Origin of the sequence: Nonomuraea sp. MTCD27 (assembly GCF_041950495.1) — a bacterium.
Classification (GTDB): Bacteria; Actinomycetota; Actinomycetes; order Streptosporangiales; family Streptosporangiaceae; genus Nonomuraea.
The window spans coordinates 16,880-34,023 of sequence record NZ_JBGNUW010000019.1 but is presented as its reverse complement, the minus strand read 5'-3'; the positions used below and the strand labels follow the sequence as shown (position 1 = coordinate 34,023).

General features: G+C 71.8%; 15 protein-coding genes. 12 read left to right on the top strand and 3 right to left on the bottom strand.

The features are described 5' to 3' along the window. Positions 1-11: 11 nt before the first annotated feature. Positions 12-611 carry a TetR/AcrR family transcriptional regulator gene (locus ACBJ59_RS43620; protein WP_375115977.1) on the bottom strand — a complete coding sequence of 200 codons (600 nt, stop codon included), beginning with the start codon at positions 609-611 and terminating at the stop codon, positions 12-14. A 155-nt stretch (positions 612-766) separates the two neighbouring features. Between ACBJ59_RS43620 and tal the strand changes: the two genes are divergently transcribed. Continuing rightward, the gene (gene tal / locus ACBJ59_RS43615; protein WP_375115976.1) at positions 767-1,882 is read left to right on the top strand and encodes a transaldolase; all 1,116 of its coding nucleotides are present in this window, start codon (positions 767-769) and stop codon (positions 1,880-1,882) included. 116 nt (positions 1,883-1,998) lie between these two features. After that, positions 1,999-3,321, top strand: coding sequence for a sensor histidine kinase (locus tag ACBJ59_RS43610; RefSeq protein ID WP_375115975.1), 1,323 nt, complete (start codon positions 1,999-2,001; stop codon positions 3,319-3,321). Positions 3,322-3,551: 230 nt separating this feature from the next. Here ACBJ59_RS43610 and ACBJ59_RS43605 read toward each other — a convergent pair whose 3' ends face one another. After that, complete coding sequence (locus ACBJ59_RS43605; protein ID WP_375115974.1) at positions 3,552-4,580, bottom strand: B12-binding domain-containing protein; 1,029 nt, start codon at positions 4,578-4,580, stop codon at positions 3,552-3,554. Next, positions 4,577-6,106 carry a PP2C family protein-serine/threonine phosphatase gene (locus ACBJ59_RS43600; protein WP_375115973.1) on the bottom strand — a complete coding sequence of 510 codons (1,530 nt, stop codon included), beginning with the start codon at positions 6,104-6,106 and terminating at the stop codon, positions 4,577-4,579. The genes ACBJ59_RS43605 and ACBJ59_RS43600 overlap by 4 nt, the downstream gene beginning before the upstream one ends. Before the next feature lie 203 nt (positions 6,107-6,309). On the opposite strand from ACBJ59_RS43600, the gene ACBJ59_RS43595 reads away from it, so the two are divergent. From ACBJ59_RS43595 to ACBJ59_RS43550, 10 genes are all read left to right on the top strand, one after another. After that, positions 6,310-6,702, top strand: coding sequence for a GntR family transcriptional regulator (locus ACBJ59_RS43595; RefSeq protein WP_364133206.1), 393 nt, complete (start codon positions 6,310-6,312; stop codon positions 6,700-6,702). Next, the gene (locus tag ACBJ59_RS43590; protein ID WP_375115972.1) at positions 6,699-7,589 is read left to right on the top strand and encodes an ABC transporter ATP-binding protein; all 891 of its coding nucleotides are present in this window, start codon (positions 6,699-6,701) and stop codon (positions 7,587-7,589) included. Before ACBJ59_RS43595 ends, ACBJ59_RS43590 begins: the two co-directional genes overlap by 4 nt. Continuing rightward, a complete protein-coding gene (locus tag ACBJ59_RS43585) occupies positions 7,586-8,635 on the top strand; it encodes an ABC transporter permease (protein WP_375115971.1) in 1,050 nt (349 codons plus the stop codon). Before ACBJ59_RS43590 ends, ACBJ59_RS43585 begins: the two co-directional genes overlap by 4 nt. Further along, positions 8,632-10,077: a S41 family peptidase gene (locus ACBJ59_RS43580; protein ID WP_375115970.1), complete on the top strand. Its 1,446-nt coding sequence runs from the start codon at positions 8,632-8,634 to the stop codon at positions 10,075-10,077. Before ACBJ59_RS43585 ends, ACBJ59_RS43580 begins: the two co-directional genes overlap by 4 nt. 11 nt (positions 10,078-10,088) lie before the next feature. Beyond that, entirely contained in the window at positions 10,089-11,246 is a 1,158-nt protein-coding gene (locus ACBJ59_RS43575) for an alpha/beta hydrolase family protein (RefSeq protein WP_375115969.1), read from the top strand. Positions 11,247-11,372: 126 nt separating this feature from the next. Then, the gene (locus ACBJ59_RS43570; RefSeq protein WP_375115968.1) at positions 11,373-12,143 is read left to right on the top strand and encodes a hypothetical protein; all 771 of its coding nucleotides are present in this window, start codon (positions 11,373-11,375) and stop codon (positions 12,141-12,143) included. Between the two features lie 305 nt (positions 12,144-12,448). Then, the gene (locus ACBJ59_RS43565) at positions 12,449-13,009 is read left to right on the top strand and encodes a hypothetical protein (protein ID WP_375115967.1); all 561 of its coding nucleotides are present in this window, start codon (positions 12,449-12,451) and stop codon (positions 13,007-13,009) included. 75 nt (positions 13,010-13,084) lie between these two features. Next, positions 13,085-14,464, top strand: coding sequence for a DUF4331 domain-containing protein (locus tag ACBJ59_RS43560; RefSeq protein WP_375115966.1), 1,380 nt, complete (start codon positions 13,085-13,087; stop codon positions 14,462-14,464). Between the two features lie 25 nt (positions 14,465-14,489). Beyond that, positions 14,490-15,791 carry a tetratricopeptide repeat protein gene (locus tag ACBJ59_RS43555; RefSeq protein WP_375115965.1) on the top strand — a complete coding sequence of 434 codons (1,302 nt, stop codon included), beginning with the start codon at positions 14,490-14,492 and terminating at the stop codon, positions 15,789-15,791. Beyond that, positions 15,788-17,110, top strand: a complete 1,323-nt coding sequence (locus ACBJ59_RS43550) for a High-affinity nickel-transporter (protein ID WP_375115964.1) — start codon at positions 15,788-15,790, stop codon at positions 17,108-17,110. The genes ACBJ59_RS43555 and ACBJ59_RS43550 overlap by 4 nt, the downstream gene beginning before the upstream one ends. The last annotated feature ends 34 nt before the right edge of the window (positions 17,111-17,144 follow it).

Below are 17,144 nucleotides of genomic sequence, written 5' to 3'. Positions count from 1 at the left end.
GATCTACGGGTTCACGCATGTGCCATGGCCGGCCACAGCACGTCCACGACACGTTCGGGGATCTCCTCCCTCGGCTCCCCCGCGTAGAACGCGGCGAAGTAGCTGCCGAAGCACATCATCGCGATCATCCGGACGTCGATGCCGGCGTGGAGCACCTGACGGTCCCGCAACTGCCGCAGCACCTCCTCCATCAGCGCGAGCCGGGGCTCGACGGCGTGCGTGCGCAGGATCTCGAGCAGCTCCGGAGTGCGGGGCAGCTCCCCGGCGAAGTTGCCCATCAGCACCATGGCGTCGGGGTTGTAGCAGGCCGGGTCGAGTCGCCGGACGGCCTCGACGAGGGCCTCGCGAGGCGCCAGCCCGGACAGGTCGACGGTGTACATGTCGCGCTGCCTGCGGAAGCCGTAGTCGAGTGCGTCGACGACCAGGTCGAACTTGTTCTTCCAGCGGCGGTAGAGCGTGGGCCGGGTCACCTTGGCGTCGGCGACGATGTCGCCGATCGTCATCCGGGAGTAGCCGTCGCGTACGAGCCGCTTACGGGTGGCCAGGATGATGGCCTCGTCGATGCCCGTGTCACGCGGCCGGCCGCCGGAGCTCGCCCGTTGCGCGTCCATGACCGCCTCCACCCCGAGATACGTTACAGCAAGTAACTGTAACACAAGGGGGAATGTCAGGAATCGGTAGTTTCGTTACAAGCATTGACTGTAACGAAACAGCGTATCCGGCACCAGACGAGAGCTGGTGTCGCCAAAGGGGAAGGAAAAGAGTTATGAGCGGTAATGACCGACTTGCCCAGCTGGCCGCGGCCGGGGTGTCCATCTGGCTGGACGACCTGTCGAGGGAACGGCTGAACTCGGGCGGTCTCGCCAGGCTCATCCGCGACCACCACGTCGTCGGGGTCACGACCAACCCGACGATCTTCGCCACCGCGCTGTCGAGCGGCGACGGCTACGACAAGCACCTGCGCCGGCTGGCCGACGCCGGCGCCGACCCGGACACCGCCGTCCGGGAGCTGACCACCGCGGACGTGCGCGCGGCCGCCGACCTCCTCCGTGGCGTCCACGACGCGACGGACGGCCGGGACGGCCGGGTGTCCATCGAGGTGGACCCCCGCCTGGCCCGGGACACCGAGGGGACGGTGACCGAGGCGCGGCAGCTGTGGCAGGCCGTGGACCGGCCCAACGTCTTCGTGAAGATCCCGGCGACCCGGGAAGGGCTGCCGGCCATCACCGCGGCGCTGGCCGAGGGCATCAGCGTCAACGTCACGCTGGTCTTCTCGCCCGAGCGGTACCGAGCCGTGGCCGACGCCTTCCTCACCGGCCTCGAACAGGCCAGGGCCCATCGCCTTCATCTCGGCCACATCTCTTCGGTGGCCTCGTTCTTCGTCTCCAGGGTGGACACCGAGGTCGACCGGCGGCTCGACGCCATCGGCACCGGCGCGGCCGGAGCGCTGCGCGGCCAGGCCGCGATCGCCAGCGCCCGCATCGCCTACGGCGTGTTCGAGGAGGTCTTCGCCACCGAGCGGTGGCGCGCGCTGGCCGCCGCGGGCGCCCACCCGCAGCGCCCGCTGTGGGCGTCCACCAGCGTCAAGGACCCTCGCTACCGCGACACCCGTTACGTCGAGGAGCTCGTCGGCGCGGGCACCGTCAGCACGATGCCCGAGCCGACCCTCCTCGCCGTCGCCGACCACGCGCTCATCACGGGCGACACGATCACCGGCACCGCAGCACACGCGCGGGAGGTCTTCGACCGGCTCGCGTGGGCGGGTGTCGACCTGGCCGGAACGTTCCAGGTGCTCGAGGACGAGGGCGTCGGCAGGTTCGCCAAGTCCTGGCGGGAACTGCTCGACACCGTGGCCGAGCGGCTGGTGGAGGCGAGTGGCTGACGTGGTGGCGCATACATCGGTTCGACAACTTCTGTCCGTACGGAGATGACATGTCACTCCTTCCACGCCCGCGTTCCGTCCGAGGTCGGTGCACACTCATCGCGGCTCTGTTCGCGATGAGTGTGCTGGTGGTGCTAGGCGCGACCCTTGACCTCGCGATCCGCTACCGGGTCCAGTCCGACTCCTTCCGCCTGGCAGAACGGGTGGCGAGCCAGTGGAGCCCGGTGGCCCGCAGCGGCCTGGTGCCGCACCCGATCCCGGCCAACCCGCCCGTCGACCTCATCCAGGTCGTGGACGTGCACCACCGGGTCACGAACTCCAGCCGGGAAGCCTCCTCGACGGTCCCGCTCAGCCGGCTCCGGCCACCGCCCGACGCCCGTTTCCAGCCGCACACCGAGTGCCCGCCCAACAACCGATGCATCCTGCTGCAGGCCATCCGCCTGACCCCGGACGAGAACGCGAGTGTCGTCTACGCCGGCACCCCGGAACCGGACCTGCTGGCCACCCACCGCCTCGAATACGCCATCGCGGCCGGGATCGCCCTGATCACCGGCATTGCGGCATGGACCGCATGGGTGCTGGTGGGGCGCGCGCTGGGCCCCGTCGAGGCGATCAGGGCCAGGATGTCGCAGATCACGGTGAGCGACCTCAGCATGCGCGTGCCCGAACCGCAGGGCAACGACGAGATCGCCCGGCTCGCCACCACCGCCAACCAGACCCTCAGCCAGCTCGAGGGCGCGGTGGAGCAGCTCCGCCAGTTCGCCTCCACGACCAGCCACGAGCTGCGCACCCCGATCGCCGGGCTGCGCACGCAGCTGGAGGAGGCCCTGCTCTACCCCGACGACGTGGACGCGCGGGACGCGCTGCAGAGCGCGCTGGTCACCGCCGGGCGGCTGGAGGAGATCGTCAACGACCTGCTGCTGCTCGCCCGCCTCCGGGCCAGCGATCCGCTGCCCCCGGAGAAGATCGATCTCGGCGAACTCGTCACCGCGGAGGTTCGCGCGCAGCCCGGGAGCGTGCCGATCGCCGTCCACGCGCCCGCCGGGCTGGAGATCCGCGGCTCCCGCATGCAGCTGATCCGCGTGCTGGACAACCTCCTGTCCAACGCTCAGCGGCACGCCGAATCATCTGTCGAGGTCAGCGTCGCGCCGGCCGACGAGGGGGTCGTGGTCGCCGTGGCCGACGACGGGCCCGGCGTCCCGCCCGCCCACCGCGAACGCATCTTCGAACGGTTCGTCCGCCTCGACGACGGCCGCCGCCGCGACCCCGGGGGCAGCGGGCTCGGCCTGGCCATCTCCCGCGACATCGCGCACGCCCACCACGGCACCCTCACGGTCGGGGACTCGCCGCGCGGGGCGAAGTTCGTGCTGTGGCTGCCGCTCATCAGCGGATGCCCCGCCCCACCGCAGAACCAGCCGGAGAAGGGCAGGACGTCATGAACCTCGGCAACACGCCGGCCGTCAGGGTGGTCCGTCCCGGGGGCGGGGAGTCGGTCGCCATCGGGGGCTTCGGGGCGGTCTTCAAGCTCCACAGCCGCACGAACCGCCGGCGCCGGCCTTCACGAGACGCCCGGATTCACCGAACTCGCGACGAGGTACAGCCTCACCGACGGCGACCCCGGCTGGCTCGACGACGTCGTGGCCCGTCACGGGCTGACGTCCCCGACCCACTAACCGGGCGGGCGGAGCGTCGCCCGGGTCCGCGTCAGGGTGGCGCGGGCCTGCGGCAGGTCGGTGAGGTGGGCGTCCATCGCGTCCAGGGCGGCGGCCAGCACGCGCTCCGGTACGCCGCGCGACCTGAGCAGCTGCGCCATCCAGCCGATGAAGGTGGTGAACAGGTCAGGGTCGTCCACGTACGCGGCGGTCCTGAGGAAGTCGACGATGTAGGCGACGTCTTCGGCGGTGTGTCCCGGCTGCCCCTCCGGGATGTGCCGGCCCAGCTCTTCCATGACGCTTCTGACCAGGTCCGGAGCGCGGGCGGTGAGCTGGCTGTACTCGTGGCCGGCCAGGTGGGCCGGACCGCCGGCGCTCAGCCCGGACGTGGGCCGGTGCGGCAGCGGCCCGTCGAGGAGGTCGGCGGCGGTGCGGGCGTCGGGTGCCCAGGCGTCGGCTCCGAGCAGCTGGGCGTAACGGCCGTCGGGGCCGAAGGCGGCGCCGCCGGCGAGCACGGGCGTGCCCGCCGCCTGGCAGGCGATGATCGCCGCGTGCGCGGCGGGCAGGCGGGTGGCGATCGAGTTGGACAGCCCGACCACATCGGGGGCCGTCCGGTGCAGGTGCACGATCAGGTGCGCGGTGGGCACGTGGGCGCCCAGGTAGTCGACCCGCCAGCCGCGCAGCCGCAGCACCTCGGTCAGCAGCCGGGCGGGGAACGTGTGCCACTCGCCGGCCACGCACGCCACGGTGATCCGCCCCTTGGACGGCTCGGAACGGTGGTCCCGTGCGACCGGATGGTGGGCCACGACGGTGAGGACGCGCTCGTTGACGGCGGTGGCCGTGTGTTCCTGGGCGACCGTGAGGCGGTTGGCCGCCCAGTCCTGGCCGATGCGGGCCTGCGCGGCGGCGACGACGTCGAGGAGCACGGTCTCCGCCGGGACGCCGGCGTCGAGCGCGGCCCGCGCCGTGTCGATCGCGGTGTACTCGTCGCCGGCCGTCGCCGCCTCCTCCAGCGCTCCGACGTACCGCTCGATGTCGTGCTTCACACCGGCCGCCCTCCGGCCGCGGGGGCCTCGCGCGGCGCCCCGATGGCGACGATCGCGATGTCGTCCTGCTCCCCCTCGCCCGCCCACTGCGACGCGAGCATCTGCACGCGCTCCGCCAGGGCGTCCGGCGGCATGCCGGCGCACTGCCGCAGCTCCTCCCGCAGCCGCTCGTCGCCGAACATCTCGTCGCCGAGCGGCCCGCCCCTGGCCTCGATGACGCCGTCGCTGTAGAGCAGGCACATCTCTCCCGGCCGCAGGAGCACCGTCTCGGTGACGCTGCTGACCTGCTCAAGGATGCCGATCAGGGTCCCCTCGGTACGGGCGACGTCCACCCGGCCGTCGTTGCGCACGATCATCGGCGGCGGGTGCCCGGCGCTGGTCAGCCGCAGCGCGAGCCGCGTGCCTCGGCGTTCGACCGCGGCCAGCACCAGGGTGACGAAGCGCAGGCCGTCACCGGCGAGCAGGACGGCGTTGAGCTGTTCGAGCACGCGCTGGTGGTCGTCGGCCAGCGGCAGCAGGGCGCGCAGCGTGTTGCGGATCTTGCCGGTGATCACGGCGGCCTCCAGCCCCTTGCCGGAGACGTCACCCAGCACCACCAGGGATTCGCGGCCCGAGCCGACGGCGGGATGCACGTCGTAGAAGTCCCCGCCGACCAGCGCGCTGTCGCCCGCCGCCCGGTAGCGGGCCGCCACCTCGGCGCCGTCCAGGTGCGGCGTCACCGGCGGCAGCAGGTCGGCCATCAGCGTCTCGGCGACGGCCGCCTGCTCGGCGTACACGCGGGCGATCGAGATCGCGGTGCCCGCCCGCCCGGCGAACAGGCGCGCGAACACCTCCTCGCGCGGGGAGAAGCCGGCGGCCGAGCGGCGCGACAGGACGAGCGCGCCCACGGGCAACCCGTATCCGGGGAGCGCGATCACCACCACGGAGCCGACCCCGCCGGCCCGGTCACGCACCACCCAGCCGGGGGCCTGCGCGGGCTCGATCCAGCGGGGCGGCCTCGGCGGGATCCCCTGCAGCGCCTCGACGAGCCCCGGCAGTGTCCGCGGGTCGACGTTCAGGCTCGTGTGTACGGCCTCGCCGCCCGAATCGCAGCAGGTGACCTGGTACCGGCGGCTCCCCACCGGCATGACGACCCATGCGGCGTCGGCGAGATGCCGCACGGCCAGGCGCGCGGTCGCCTCCAGGCAGCGGTCGAGGTTGAGTGAGGACAGCAGCTCGGTGGCGACCTCCACCATGGAGACGGCGGAGTCCCGCTCGACCCGCAGCGCCTCCATGGCCCGCTGCTGTCCGGTGACGTCGACCAGCCACCAGGTGACGCGTCCGGCGTCCGCGTACACGGGATGCGCCTCGAACACCCGCTCGCCGATCGGCCCGCGAGCCGGCCCGCGCCGGCCCTGTGCGAGCCACGCCGGCGACGTGTCACCGGCCGCGCGGTGGAGCAGCGACCGGGCGGCCCCGTTCGCCTGCTCGATGATGCCTGAGGCGTCCGTCACCAGCATCGGGTACGGCGTGTCCTCCCCCAGCATGCCGATCCTGCCCCGTCCACGATCACCTGCGAGTTCTTTCACCCTACGGACGTGAAGTGCATGACTTTCTCGACGGCGAATCGTATTTGTGTCATTTTTCGCCGCGCGCGGGCCGCCATCGGAGTTCCCGCCGGGAGCTTCTTAACCAGCGCCATACATGGGACGATCTAAAGTACTAGGAAGCTAGATAAATGGAGTCATCGGTGATCGAGTTCCATCTGGATGCGAAGTCCGGCCTCTCGCCCTACCTGCAGCTGGTCCAGCAGGTACGGCATGCGCTGCGCCTCGGCCTGCTGCGCGAGGGCGACCAGTTGCCGACGGTCAAGGAGGTCGTGGCGCACCTGGCGATCAACGCCAACACCGTGCTCAAGGCCTACCGCGAGCTCGAGCACGAGGGCCTGGCCGCCGCCCGGCCGGGGGTGGGCACGTTCGTGACGGCGACGCTCACCGGCACCTCGCTGGCCGCGCACGGCCCGCTGCGGCTGGAGCTGCAGCGCTGGCTGGCCAAGGCCCGCCGGGCCGGCCTCGACGAGGAGAGCATCGAGGCCCTGTTCCTGACCACCTTTCGCACCACCGCACAGGAGGACATAGCGTGACCGCTGTCCTGCAGGCCCAGCAGCTGGGCAAGAAGTACGGCAAGCGCTGGGCGCTGCGCGAGTGCACCATCGACATCCCGCAAGGCCACGTCGTGGGGCTGGTGGGGCCCAACGGGGCGGGCAAGACCACGCTGCTGAAGCTGGCCGGCGGCCAGCTGGAGCCGACCGCGGGTGGCATCACCGTGCTCGGCGGCCGGCCCGCCGCCGGCCCGGCGCAGCTGGCCAGGGTCGGCTTCGTCGCCCAGGACACCCCCGTGTACGCGGGCCTGAGCGTCGCCGAGCACCTGCGGCTGGGCGCGCGGCTCAACCCCCGCTGGGACAGCGTGATGGCGCGCGAACGCATCGCCCGGCTCGGGCTCGATCCCGCGCACCGGGCGGGCAAGCTGTCCGGCGGCCAGCGCGCCCAGCTCGCCCTCACCCTGGGTCTGGCCAAACGGCCCGAGTTACTGATCCTGGACGAGCCGGTCGCCTCGCTCGACCCGCTGGCCCGCCGGGAGTTCCTGCAGCATCTGATGGAGGCCACCGTCGAGCACGAGCTGAGCGTGCTGCTCTCCTCCCACCTGGTCTCCGATCTGGAACGGGTCTGCGACTACCTGATCGTCCTGGTCGACTCCCGCGTGCGGGTGGCCGGGGAGGTGGACCGGCTGCTGGCCACCCATCACCGGCTCACCGGCCCGCGCCGCGATCCCGACCGGCTGCCCGCCGACCAGCACGTCATCTCCGCCCGGCACACCGACCGGCAGAGCACATACGTCATCCGCACCGACGGCCCGATCCACGACCCCGCCTGGACGGTCACCCAGCTCAACCTTGAGGACCTCGTGCTGGCCTACATGGAGCAGCGCACCGCCGACAACCGGCGGGTCGCCCTGGAGGTGCGGGGATGATCTGGCTGACCTGGCGCCAGTTCCGCGGCTCGGCCGCGATGATGGCCGCCGTCCTCGTCGTCCTCACCGCTGTGCTGGCGCTGACCGGCCCGGGCCTGGCCACCGACTACTCCGCCGGGATCGCCGACTGCGCCCCGGACAACACCTGCGACCGCTTCTACGACCGCTTCTTCGACGAGTACCAGACCCCGTTCATGGCCGTCAGCCTCGTCGTGCTGCTCCTGCCCGCTCTCGCCGGGCTGTTCTGGGGAGCGCCGTTGATCACCCGCGAGCTGGAGGCGAGCACGCACCTGCTGGTGTGGAACCAGAGCGTCACCCGAGGCCGCTGGCTGGCGGTCAAGCTCGGGCTGATGGGTCTGACCGCCGTGGCCGCCGCCGGGCTGTGCGGCCTGGCGGTGACCTGGTGGTCCGACCCGCTGGACAAGTCGGCCGCCGCGGGCTTCGGCCTGATGGCGCCGCTGGTGTTCGGCGCGCGCGGCATCGCCCCCATGGGGTACGCGGCCTTCGCCTTCGTCCTGGGCGTGACCGTGGGCATGCTGGTGCGCCGCACCCTGCCCGCCATGGCCCTCACCCTGGCCGTCTTCGCCGCGATCCAGCTCGCCATGCCGCTGTTGGTCCGGCCGCACCTGAGCACTCCGGTGACCGCGACCTTCGAGCTCGGCAAGGGGAACGTGGAGCACCTCGGCATACCGCCGAACGGCAGCGGACCCGCGCAGATCATGCTGTCGCCGGTCGTTCCCGGCGACACCGGCGCCTGGCTCCTGTCGACCGAGCTCCTCGACCCGTCCGGGCGCGCGGTGGCCGGCGGCAACGAGGAAGCCGCCATCCCGGTTTCCACGACGTCGGGTCCCTGCGGACCGCAGGGAGCACAGCGCATGGACGGGTGCATGGCCGAGATCAACCGGCTCGGCTACCGGCAGCTGGCCACCTACCATCCCCTCGACCGGTTCTGGCCCTTCCAGTGGATCGAGACCGGGCTCTACGCCCTGCTCACCCTCGGCCTCACCTGGTTGTCCTTCTGGTGGATCCGCAGGCGCCTGTCATGACCACCATCATGACCACCGCCAGGATCACCGCCGCCAGGATCGCCGCCGCCGGGCTCGCCCTCCTCCTGGCCGCGGCCTGCACGGCCCCGACGCCACCCCGCAGCCAGGCCAGCCCGGCGGCCGCTACGGTCTGCGCGCCGCCCCAGGGACCCCCCGCAGCCCAGACGGCCACCACGATCGACGTGATCGAACAGGCCTACTTCTGCATCCTCGGCAACCACTACAGCGGCGCCACACTGGACGCCCGCGCCCTGCTCATCGCCGGATTCGCCGCCCTGACCCAGGAACTCAACCGCCACGGCCACGACCTGCCGGGAGCCACCATGCCGGCACTGACCGGCAACCGCACCACCGACTGGACCGCCTTCGAAACCACCTACCGAAAGATCACCGACCAGATCCCCCACCTGCACACCAAACTCGCCGTCACCACCCTGGAAGCCATCGTGGCCGCCCTCGGCGACAACCACACCTCCTGGACCCACCACATCGAACAACCACCCGACCGCTACGACGGCGACGGCTACGGCCTGGGCCTGCACGCCAACCTCACCAGCCGGCAGGCAACCGGCAACCCCGAAGCCGCCCTGCCCCCGCTGTTCATCACCACCGTGCACGGCGGCGCCGCCCAACAGGCCGGACTCCGCCCCGGCGACCTCATCGAATCGATCAACGGATCGGCCCCCTTCATCGACGGCCGGCCCACCCCCGCGATCAACGCCCTCTACCCCCAATACCCGCAAGCGCGCCCCGTCCAGCTGCGGCTGCTGCGGCACAGCACCGGCCGCCGCTGGAGCGTGACCCTCACCCCCGGCCTCTACCAGCAAGACCTGGCCACCCTGCAAACGGTGCAGGCCAAACTGCTGGACAACGACATCGCCTACCTACGGGTGCGCGCATTCGCACCCGACACCGCCGACCGGGTCTTCACCGCGATCACCCGGCTCCGGCAAGGCCGGACGCTCACCGGCGTCGTACTGGACCTGCGCGGCAACAACGGCGGCAGCCCCACCGAGGCGATCCGGCTGCTGAGCGCCTTCACCCACGGCAAGACCACCGCCCACCTGTGCACCGTGGACGACAAATGCGCGACCCTACGCACCGACGACACCGTCGACCTGCTCAACCTGCCACCGGCAGTACTCACCGACCGCGGCTGCGCCTCGGCCTGCGAACACTTCAGCTCCGCCGTCAAAGACCTGCACCTCGGCCCACTCGTCGGCACCAGAACCGCCGGCGTCATCTCCGGCCCCGCCCAGCCGTACCTGCTCGCCAACAACACCCTGCTGAGCCTCCCCACCAGGCACCACCTCGGGCCCAACCGCGAGGTCATCGACCGGATCGGCGTGCCACCCGACCACCATCTGCCACCGACCCCGAAGGATGCGGCCGCCGGGCACGACCCCGCCCTGACCAAGGCCCTGACCCTGCTGCACCAGTGAAGGGACCTCCCATGAGACACCTCCTGGCAGCCGCCGCGGCACTGGCCGTCCTCGCCGCGTCCGCCTGCTCGGCACCCGCACCACCCCGCTCCGCCGCCACCCCGTCGGCCGCGCCCACCGGACCGGCCACCCTGCCCGCCCCCACCGGCCCCCACCCCGTCGGCAGCACCGCCCTGTACCTGAAGGACACCGCCCGCCCCGACCCCTGGAACCTCGACGCCGACGCCAGAGAACTCAAGGTCACCCTGTGGTACCCGACCGAGGAGCGGAACGGGCAGCGGGCGCCGTACATGACACCCAAGGAATCGCAGCTCGCCATGAGGCGCTACGGGATCGCGGGCGTGCCGGACGACATGCTGAGCAGGACGCGCACCAACGCGATCAAGGACGCCGAACCCACCGGGCGGAGGCTGCCGCTGGTGGTGCTCTCCCCCGGCTTCACCAATCCGATGAGCACGCTCACGTCCCTGGCCGAGGACCTGGCCAGCCGCGGATACGTCGTGGCCGGCATCGACCACACCTACGAGAGCTACGCCACCACCTTCCCCGACGGGCGGATCGCCGAATGCCTCGCCTGTGACAGCGACTCCGATCCCGGTTTCGGCGCGGGGCTGGTCGCAGGCCGGGCCGCCGACGTCTCCTTCGTGCTCGACCAGCTACCGGCGAAGTGGGACGGCACCGACCGGATCGACCGCTCCCGCATCGCGATGGTCGGCCAGTCGATCGGCGGGGCCAGCGCCATGGCAACCATGGTGAACGACTCCCGGGTGCGCGCCGGGATCGACATGGACGGCACCACCTACGCCCGGATCCCCAAGAACGGGCTCTCCCGGCCGTTCATGTTCCTGGGCTCGGCCCGGCACGTCCCCGGAGGCCCCGCCCCCACCTGGGACCGCGACTGGAAACTGCTCACCGGATGGAAGCGCTGGATCGTACTGACCGGCGCGGAACACACCTCCTTCACCGACGGCCCGCTGCTGGCGGACGCCCTCGGCATCAGCCCCGCCGCCGGCGCTCTGCCCGCGGCGCGCGCCGCCGAGCTCACCCGCACCTACGTGGCCGCCTTCCTCGACCAGCACCTCAAAGCGCGACGGCAGCCCCTCCTGGACAAGCCCTCCGCGCGCCACCCCGAGGCCAAGTTCTGCCCCGCGGCGTGCGGTCAATCCTGAGGCCGTGCGGTGATCGGCATTCCACCGGGCGGAAGCGGAGAGTAGTGCTATAACTACTTTCCGTAATCGTGACGCCAGGGTGACCCTCCGGCGCCATCCCCCCGCTCTCCATGAAGGAGAACAAGCATGCGCTTGACCCGTGCGGCCCTGGCCGCCGGCGGCACCGTGCTGGCCACCGTCCTGCTGTCCACGCAGCCCACTCAAGCCGCCGCCCCCGGACGCGGCTGTCTCGCCGAGGGACAGATCGGCAGCTACCTGTCCAAGGAAGGCAGCGCGAAGGCCACCTTCTCCACCGAGTTCCTCGCGGAGTTGAAGAGGACCGGGATCAGGTTCGAGACGCTCGATCCGATCGAGCTGGTCGACGGCGGCACCGCCGCCTGGATGCCCATCGGCGAACGGTACGACAACATCGAGACCCCCAGCGGGCGGGTCTGCTACCCGGGCGGGTTTCGCTTCGTCAACGACGAGACCGGGGTGACGTACGAGATCGACACCTTCTGGGTGCTGTTCGCGGCCATGGGTGACAGCAAGTTCTTCGCCACCCCGGCCGTCAACGGGCAGCCCCGGCCGGACGGTGAGCTGGCCATGGTCAACTTCAGCGTCCCGCAGGCCCTCACCCCGGGCAACTTCGTCCCGCACAACGGCGGCATCGGCCCGCTCAAGGTCGTCCTGTCCATGGACCGAGGCTGGTCCGCGGACCTCAACAAGGAACTCGGCACGGCCTTCCGCGGCGGCATGCACTGGGCCGACCTGGACATCGCCTGGCAGGGCCCGCCGAGCCGGCCCATCCCGTCCGGCGCCTCGCTCGGCATGCTCGGCCTGAAGACGATGAGCGACGCCATTCGGGGCCACGGCGGCTTCGGCCTGCCCATGCCGGGGCCGCGCGGCATCTTCTGAGCGCAGTCCGCTCGTAGGGCGTCCCGCGCGACGGGGCGCCCTACATCCATGGGCCGACACCCAAGGATCCCCGCGCCGGAATTAGTCCCTGCCGGCCTTGGGAAATCCCTTTACACAACGTGACCTGATCACTACTTTGGGCGAGTCATTGCAGGTCAGAGGCGTTCCATCGCCTCGGATCGACGAAAGGTCGATTGCTTTGCGTGTTCTTGTCCGCATCGCTCAAACACTCGCGATCGGCGCCGCGGTGTTCGCGGCTGCACCCGTCTCCCCCGCCCACGCCGGACCCTTCCCGCCGCTCCCCGGTGTCCCCGGCGCCCCGTCCGTCGAGCCGCCCAGCGCCTCGTGTTTCAAGTTCGTACTTCGGCCCGAAGGGGCACGCGAACTTCGACTTCGGCCACGACATCGTCCGGCTGCTCGACGAGCGCGGCGTGCAGGTGGAAGGCATCGCCCCCATCGAGGCCAAGCCCGGGAACAAGGGCATCTACATGCCCATCGGGTGGAAGCAGGACCACATCGACCCGTGCAACGGCGTCTACTACCCCGGCGGTTTCGTCCTCAACGACGTCAAGAGCGGGCACACGGCCGCCATCCACGACATCTACCTGCGCCCCGACGGGGCACACGCGCAGGTGGAGGTCGACGGGGTGCCTCAGGGCGAGCAGCTCGTGGCCACGTACCGGCTGCACGAGTTCGTCCCGAACGTGCCCACGCCGCGTCCGCTCGAAGGCGGCATCGGGCCCAAGCACTGGCCGTTCTACACCAGCGCGTACCTCAGCCGGACGGTCAGGGACCTGACCGGCATCCCGCTGAACGAGGGCGACTACCTGGCCAACCTCGACGCGGTCGTCCAGTACGTGCCGTAGGCGACGCTCCCTGACCTGAGACCCACCGGGCCGTGCCCGCGGGCACGGCCCGGTACCTCGCGAATCGAGAGACAGATGCAACTGACCAGCGCTCGAGGCCGGTGGGCGTGGATCACCGGCACCTCCGTCGCCGTGCTGACGGCCACCGTACTGCTCGGCCCCACCATGCGTCCGGGCACGGCGACCAGCCACTGGGACGCCCCCGCCACCACCCTGAACAAGCAGATCGACGCCACCGACCTGTACGCCTTCACCAGCCCGGAGCGGCAGGACACGGTCACGATCGTGGCCGGCTACATCCCTTTCCAGGCCCCGCACAAGCCGTACCAGTTCGACACCGACGCCCGCTACGAGGTGCACGTCGACAACACCGGCACCGGCAAGGCCGCCGTCACCTACCGGTGGACGTTCGCCAACAAGGGCCTGCCGGTGCCCTCCTTCATCCGCAAGCGCGAGCACAAGGCCGGCCCGCTGGACTCCCTGGTCGAGCAGAGCTACACGCTGACCAGGGTGCGCGACGGCAAGTCGGAGACCCTGGTCCGCAACGGGTACGTCGCCCCCACCGACATGGGCGCCCCGGCCACGCCCGACTACCCGGCGCTGCGCCGCAAGGCCGTCCTCGACCTGCCCGGCGGGGGCAAGGTGTTCACCGGCACGGCCGCCGATCCGTTCTACTCCGACAACCACGCCGTCAACCTGCTCAGGTTCGGGCTGCCGTTCTTCCCGGTCAAGACCGGCGTGCCGATGAACGTCAGCGCCCTGGCGCTGCAACTGCCCAAGTCGGAGCTGGCGCTCGGCGGCGACCCGGCCCGCAACCCGGTCATCGGCGTCTGGACCACGGCCTCCCGCAGGTCGAGCAGCCTGCTCGGGTCCGGCTCGGCCGACTACAAGCAGGTCTCCCGGCTGGGTAACCCCAACTTCAACGAAGTGATCATCCCGCTCAAGCACCGCGACCGCTTCAACTCCCTGCGGCCGGACGGTGACGAGAGCGGCAACCTCGTCGTGCCGTCCACGCTCGACCCCGACCAGGCCAGGGTCGTCGCCAGGCAGGCGAAGGTCGCGGCGCCGCCGGCCCCGCGCAAGGACCTGGAGCAGATCTACCTCACCGGCCTCACCACGCGGACGGGCGGGCCGATCGGCCTGGACCTCAACTCCCACCAGCTCAACCAGGACGCCTCGCGGGTCGCCAAGGCGGAGGAGCTGCGGCTCAACATGAGCACGCCCGTCGCCACCGCACCCGACAAGTACGGCCTCCTCAAGGGCGACGTCCAGGGCTACCCCAACGGCCGGCGGCTCATCGACGACGTCGTGACCGTCAACCTGCGGATGCTCCTGGGCGAGCCCGCGGGCCGGGGCGCCCCGGGCCTCATCGCCGAGGACAACCCCGCGTTCCTGCTCAAGCCCATCACCGGCAGCTTCCCCTACCTGGCGCTGCCCATCACCGCCACCGGCTGAACCACCACCGAGGACATCCGATCAGATGAGTCGCGTACGGCGATTGCTGCCCCTGCTGGGATGCGTGCTGCTGGGCTGCGTCCTGCTGACCCTGTACGCCCCGGAAGGCGTTCTGCGCCGGGACGAACCGCCTCCCGCGCCGGCGAGCTGGTCACCGTACGACCTGGCCGGATCGATCGAGGCCGCCCAGAGGCGACTGCGCCGTCACCCCGACGACGCGGCGGTCTGGGCGAGCCTCGGCCACATGTACCTGGAGCAGGCCCGCCGCACCACCGACACCGCCTACTACGACAAGGCCAGGGGTGCGTTCGAACGCTCCATGCGCCAGCCCACCGGCGACGGGGAGCCGTACATCGACGCCATGATCGGCATGGGCGCGCTGGCCAACGCCCGGCACGACTTCGCGGGCGCCGTACGCTGGGCCGAGCGGGCCCGGGAGGCCGCGCCGTTCCGCTGGGCACTTTACGGCGTGCTCACCGACGCCTACCTCGAACTCGGCCGGTACGAGCAGGCCGAGACCGCGCTGCGGCGCATGCTCGGCGGCCGCCCCGACCTCGCCTCCTTCACCAGGGCCGCCCGCCTGGAACACCTGCGCGGCCGGCCCGGCCCGGCCCGCGACCTGCTGCACCGCGCCTGCGCGATCCCCGGCGACCCCGCCGAGTACGCCTTCTGCCAGTGGCAGCTCGGCGAGCTGGCCTGGCACAACGGCGACCCGCGCGCCGCGCTCGCCGCCTACACCCAGGCGCTGGCCGCCGATCCCGGTCACCTGCCCTCGCGGGCGGGCAAGGCGCGCGCCGAGGCCGCGCTCGGCCGCATCGACCAGGCGCTGCGCGACTACGCCACCGCCGTGGCCCGCTCCCCGTCCTTCGTCGTCGAATACGGGGAACTGCTGGAGCACCTCGGCGACCGGGACGGGGCCAGGCGGCAGTACGCCGTCTTCACCGCCCAGCACAGGCTGCTGACCGCGAACGGGGACCCCGACAACCTGGCCGTGGGCACGTTCACGGCGAACCACGGCGACCCGGAGGCCGCCGTCAGATACCTGCGCGCGGAGTGGAAACGACGCCAGAGCGTCGAGGTCGCCGACGCGCTCGGCTGGGCGCTGCACCGAGCCGGCCACCACACCGAGGCCGCCACGTACGCCGCCCGCGCCGACGCCCTCGGCGGGCGCAACGCGCTGTTCGCCTACCACCGGGGCGAGATCGAGCACGCCCTCGGGCACACCGCCGCCGCCCGCGCCCACCTGACCCGGGCACTGTCCGTCAACCCGCACTTCGCACCGGCCGGGGCGGCACGGGCACGGGCGCTGCTGGCCGAGACGCCATGATCACTGCAATCGTCGCCACCGTGCTGGCCGCGCACCCGCTGGGCAACTTCAGCGTCAACCACTACGACGGGCTGACGATCCACCGGGACAGGATCGAGCACCTGGCGATCGTGGACAGCGCCGAGATCCCCACCCTGCAACAGCCCCCGACCGGCCCCGCCCACCGCACCTGCACCGAGTTGCGGGACGCCGTCCGCGCGCAGGTCGATGGACGGCCGCTCACCTGGCAGGTCGCCGACGCCTCCTTCGCCTACCAACCGGGCGCCGCCGGGTTGCGCACCAGCAGGCTCACCTGCCGCCTGACCGCCCCGCTGCGCGTGGACCGGCGGCTCACCCTGACCTTCGCCAACGCCTACCGCGCCGACACCATCGGCTGGCGGGAGATCACGGCCAACGGGGCCGGCGTGCGCCTGCGCGCCTCCACCGTCCCCGCCGACAGCGTGTCCGGCGAGCTCCGCGACTACCCCGCCGACCTGCTCAGCTCGCCGCTCGACGTACGCCGGGCGCGCCTCACGGTGGAGCCGGGCGACGGCACCTCCGCCGCGCCGGCGCAGGTGCCGGGTGCGGACCCCGTCACCCGCTTCACCGGCCTGCTGGCCGACCGGCTCAACACGCTGATCGGCACCGACCGGCTGACCGTGCCGCTCGGGCTGCTGGCGCTGCTGTTGTCGCTGGTGCTGGGGGCCGTGCACGCCGCGATGCCCGGTCACGGCAAAACTGTCATGGCCGCCTACCTCGCCGGGCGGCGGGGGCGGCTGCGGGACGCGGTCGCCGTCGCGGCCACGGTCACCGCCACGCACACGGCGGGCGTGCTGGTCCTGGGCGTGCTGGTCACGGTGGCCAGCGCGGTCGCCGGTGAGGTGGTGATGGGCTGGCTCGGCGTGGCCAGCGGGGTCCTCATCGCCCTGATCGGCGCCGGCCTGCTCCGCTCCGCCCTCCACCGACGCCACCCCGGCCCGGGGCATGGACACGGGCACGGGCACGGGCACGGGCACGGTCATGGGCACCGTAGGTGGTCGGATGGGGTCGTGGCGCTGGCCATGGCCGGTGGGCTGGTGCCCAGCCCGTCCGCCCTGGTGGTCCTGCTCGGCGCGATGGCGCTGGGGCGCACCGCGTTCGGCGTCCTGACCGTGGTGTGCTACGGGCTCGGCATGGCGCTCACGCTGCTGGTAACGGCGCTCACCCTGCGCAGGCTGGGCGACCTCACCCTGGCCGGTCGGATGCGGCGGCTGCGCCCGTACAGCGCCGCCTTGACCGCCACGTTCGTCCTGCTCGTCGGCACGGGCGTCACCCTGCGCGCGGTGGCCGCCCTCGTGTGAACGCCCTCGGGGCCCCACCCCCACCCCCCACCCA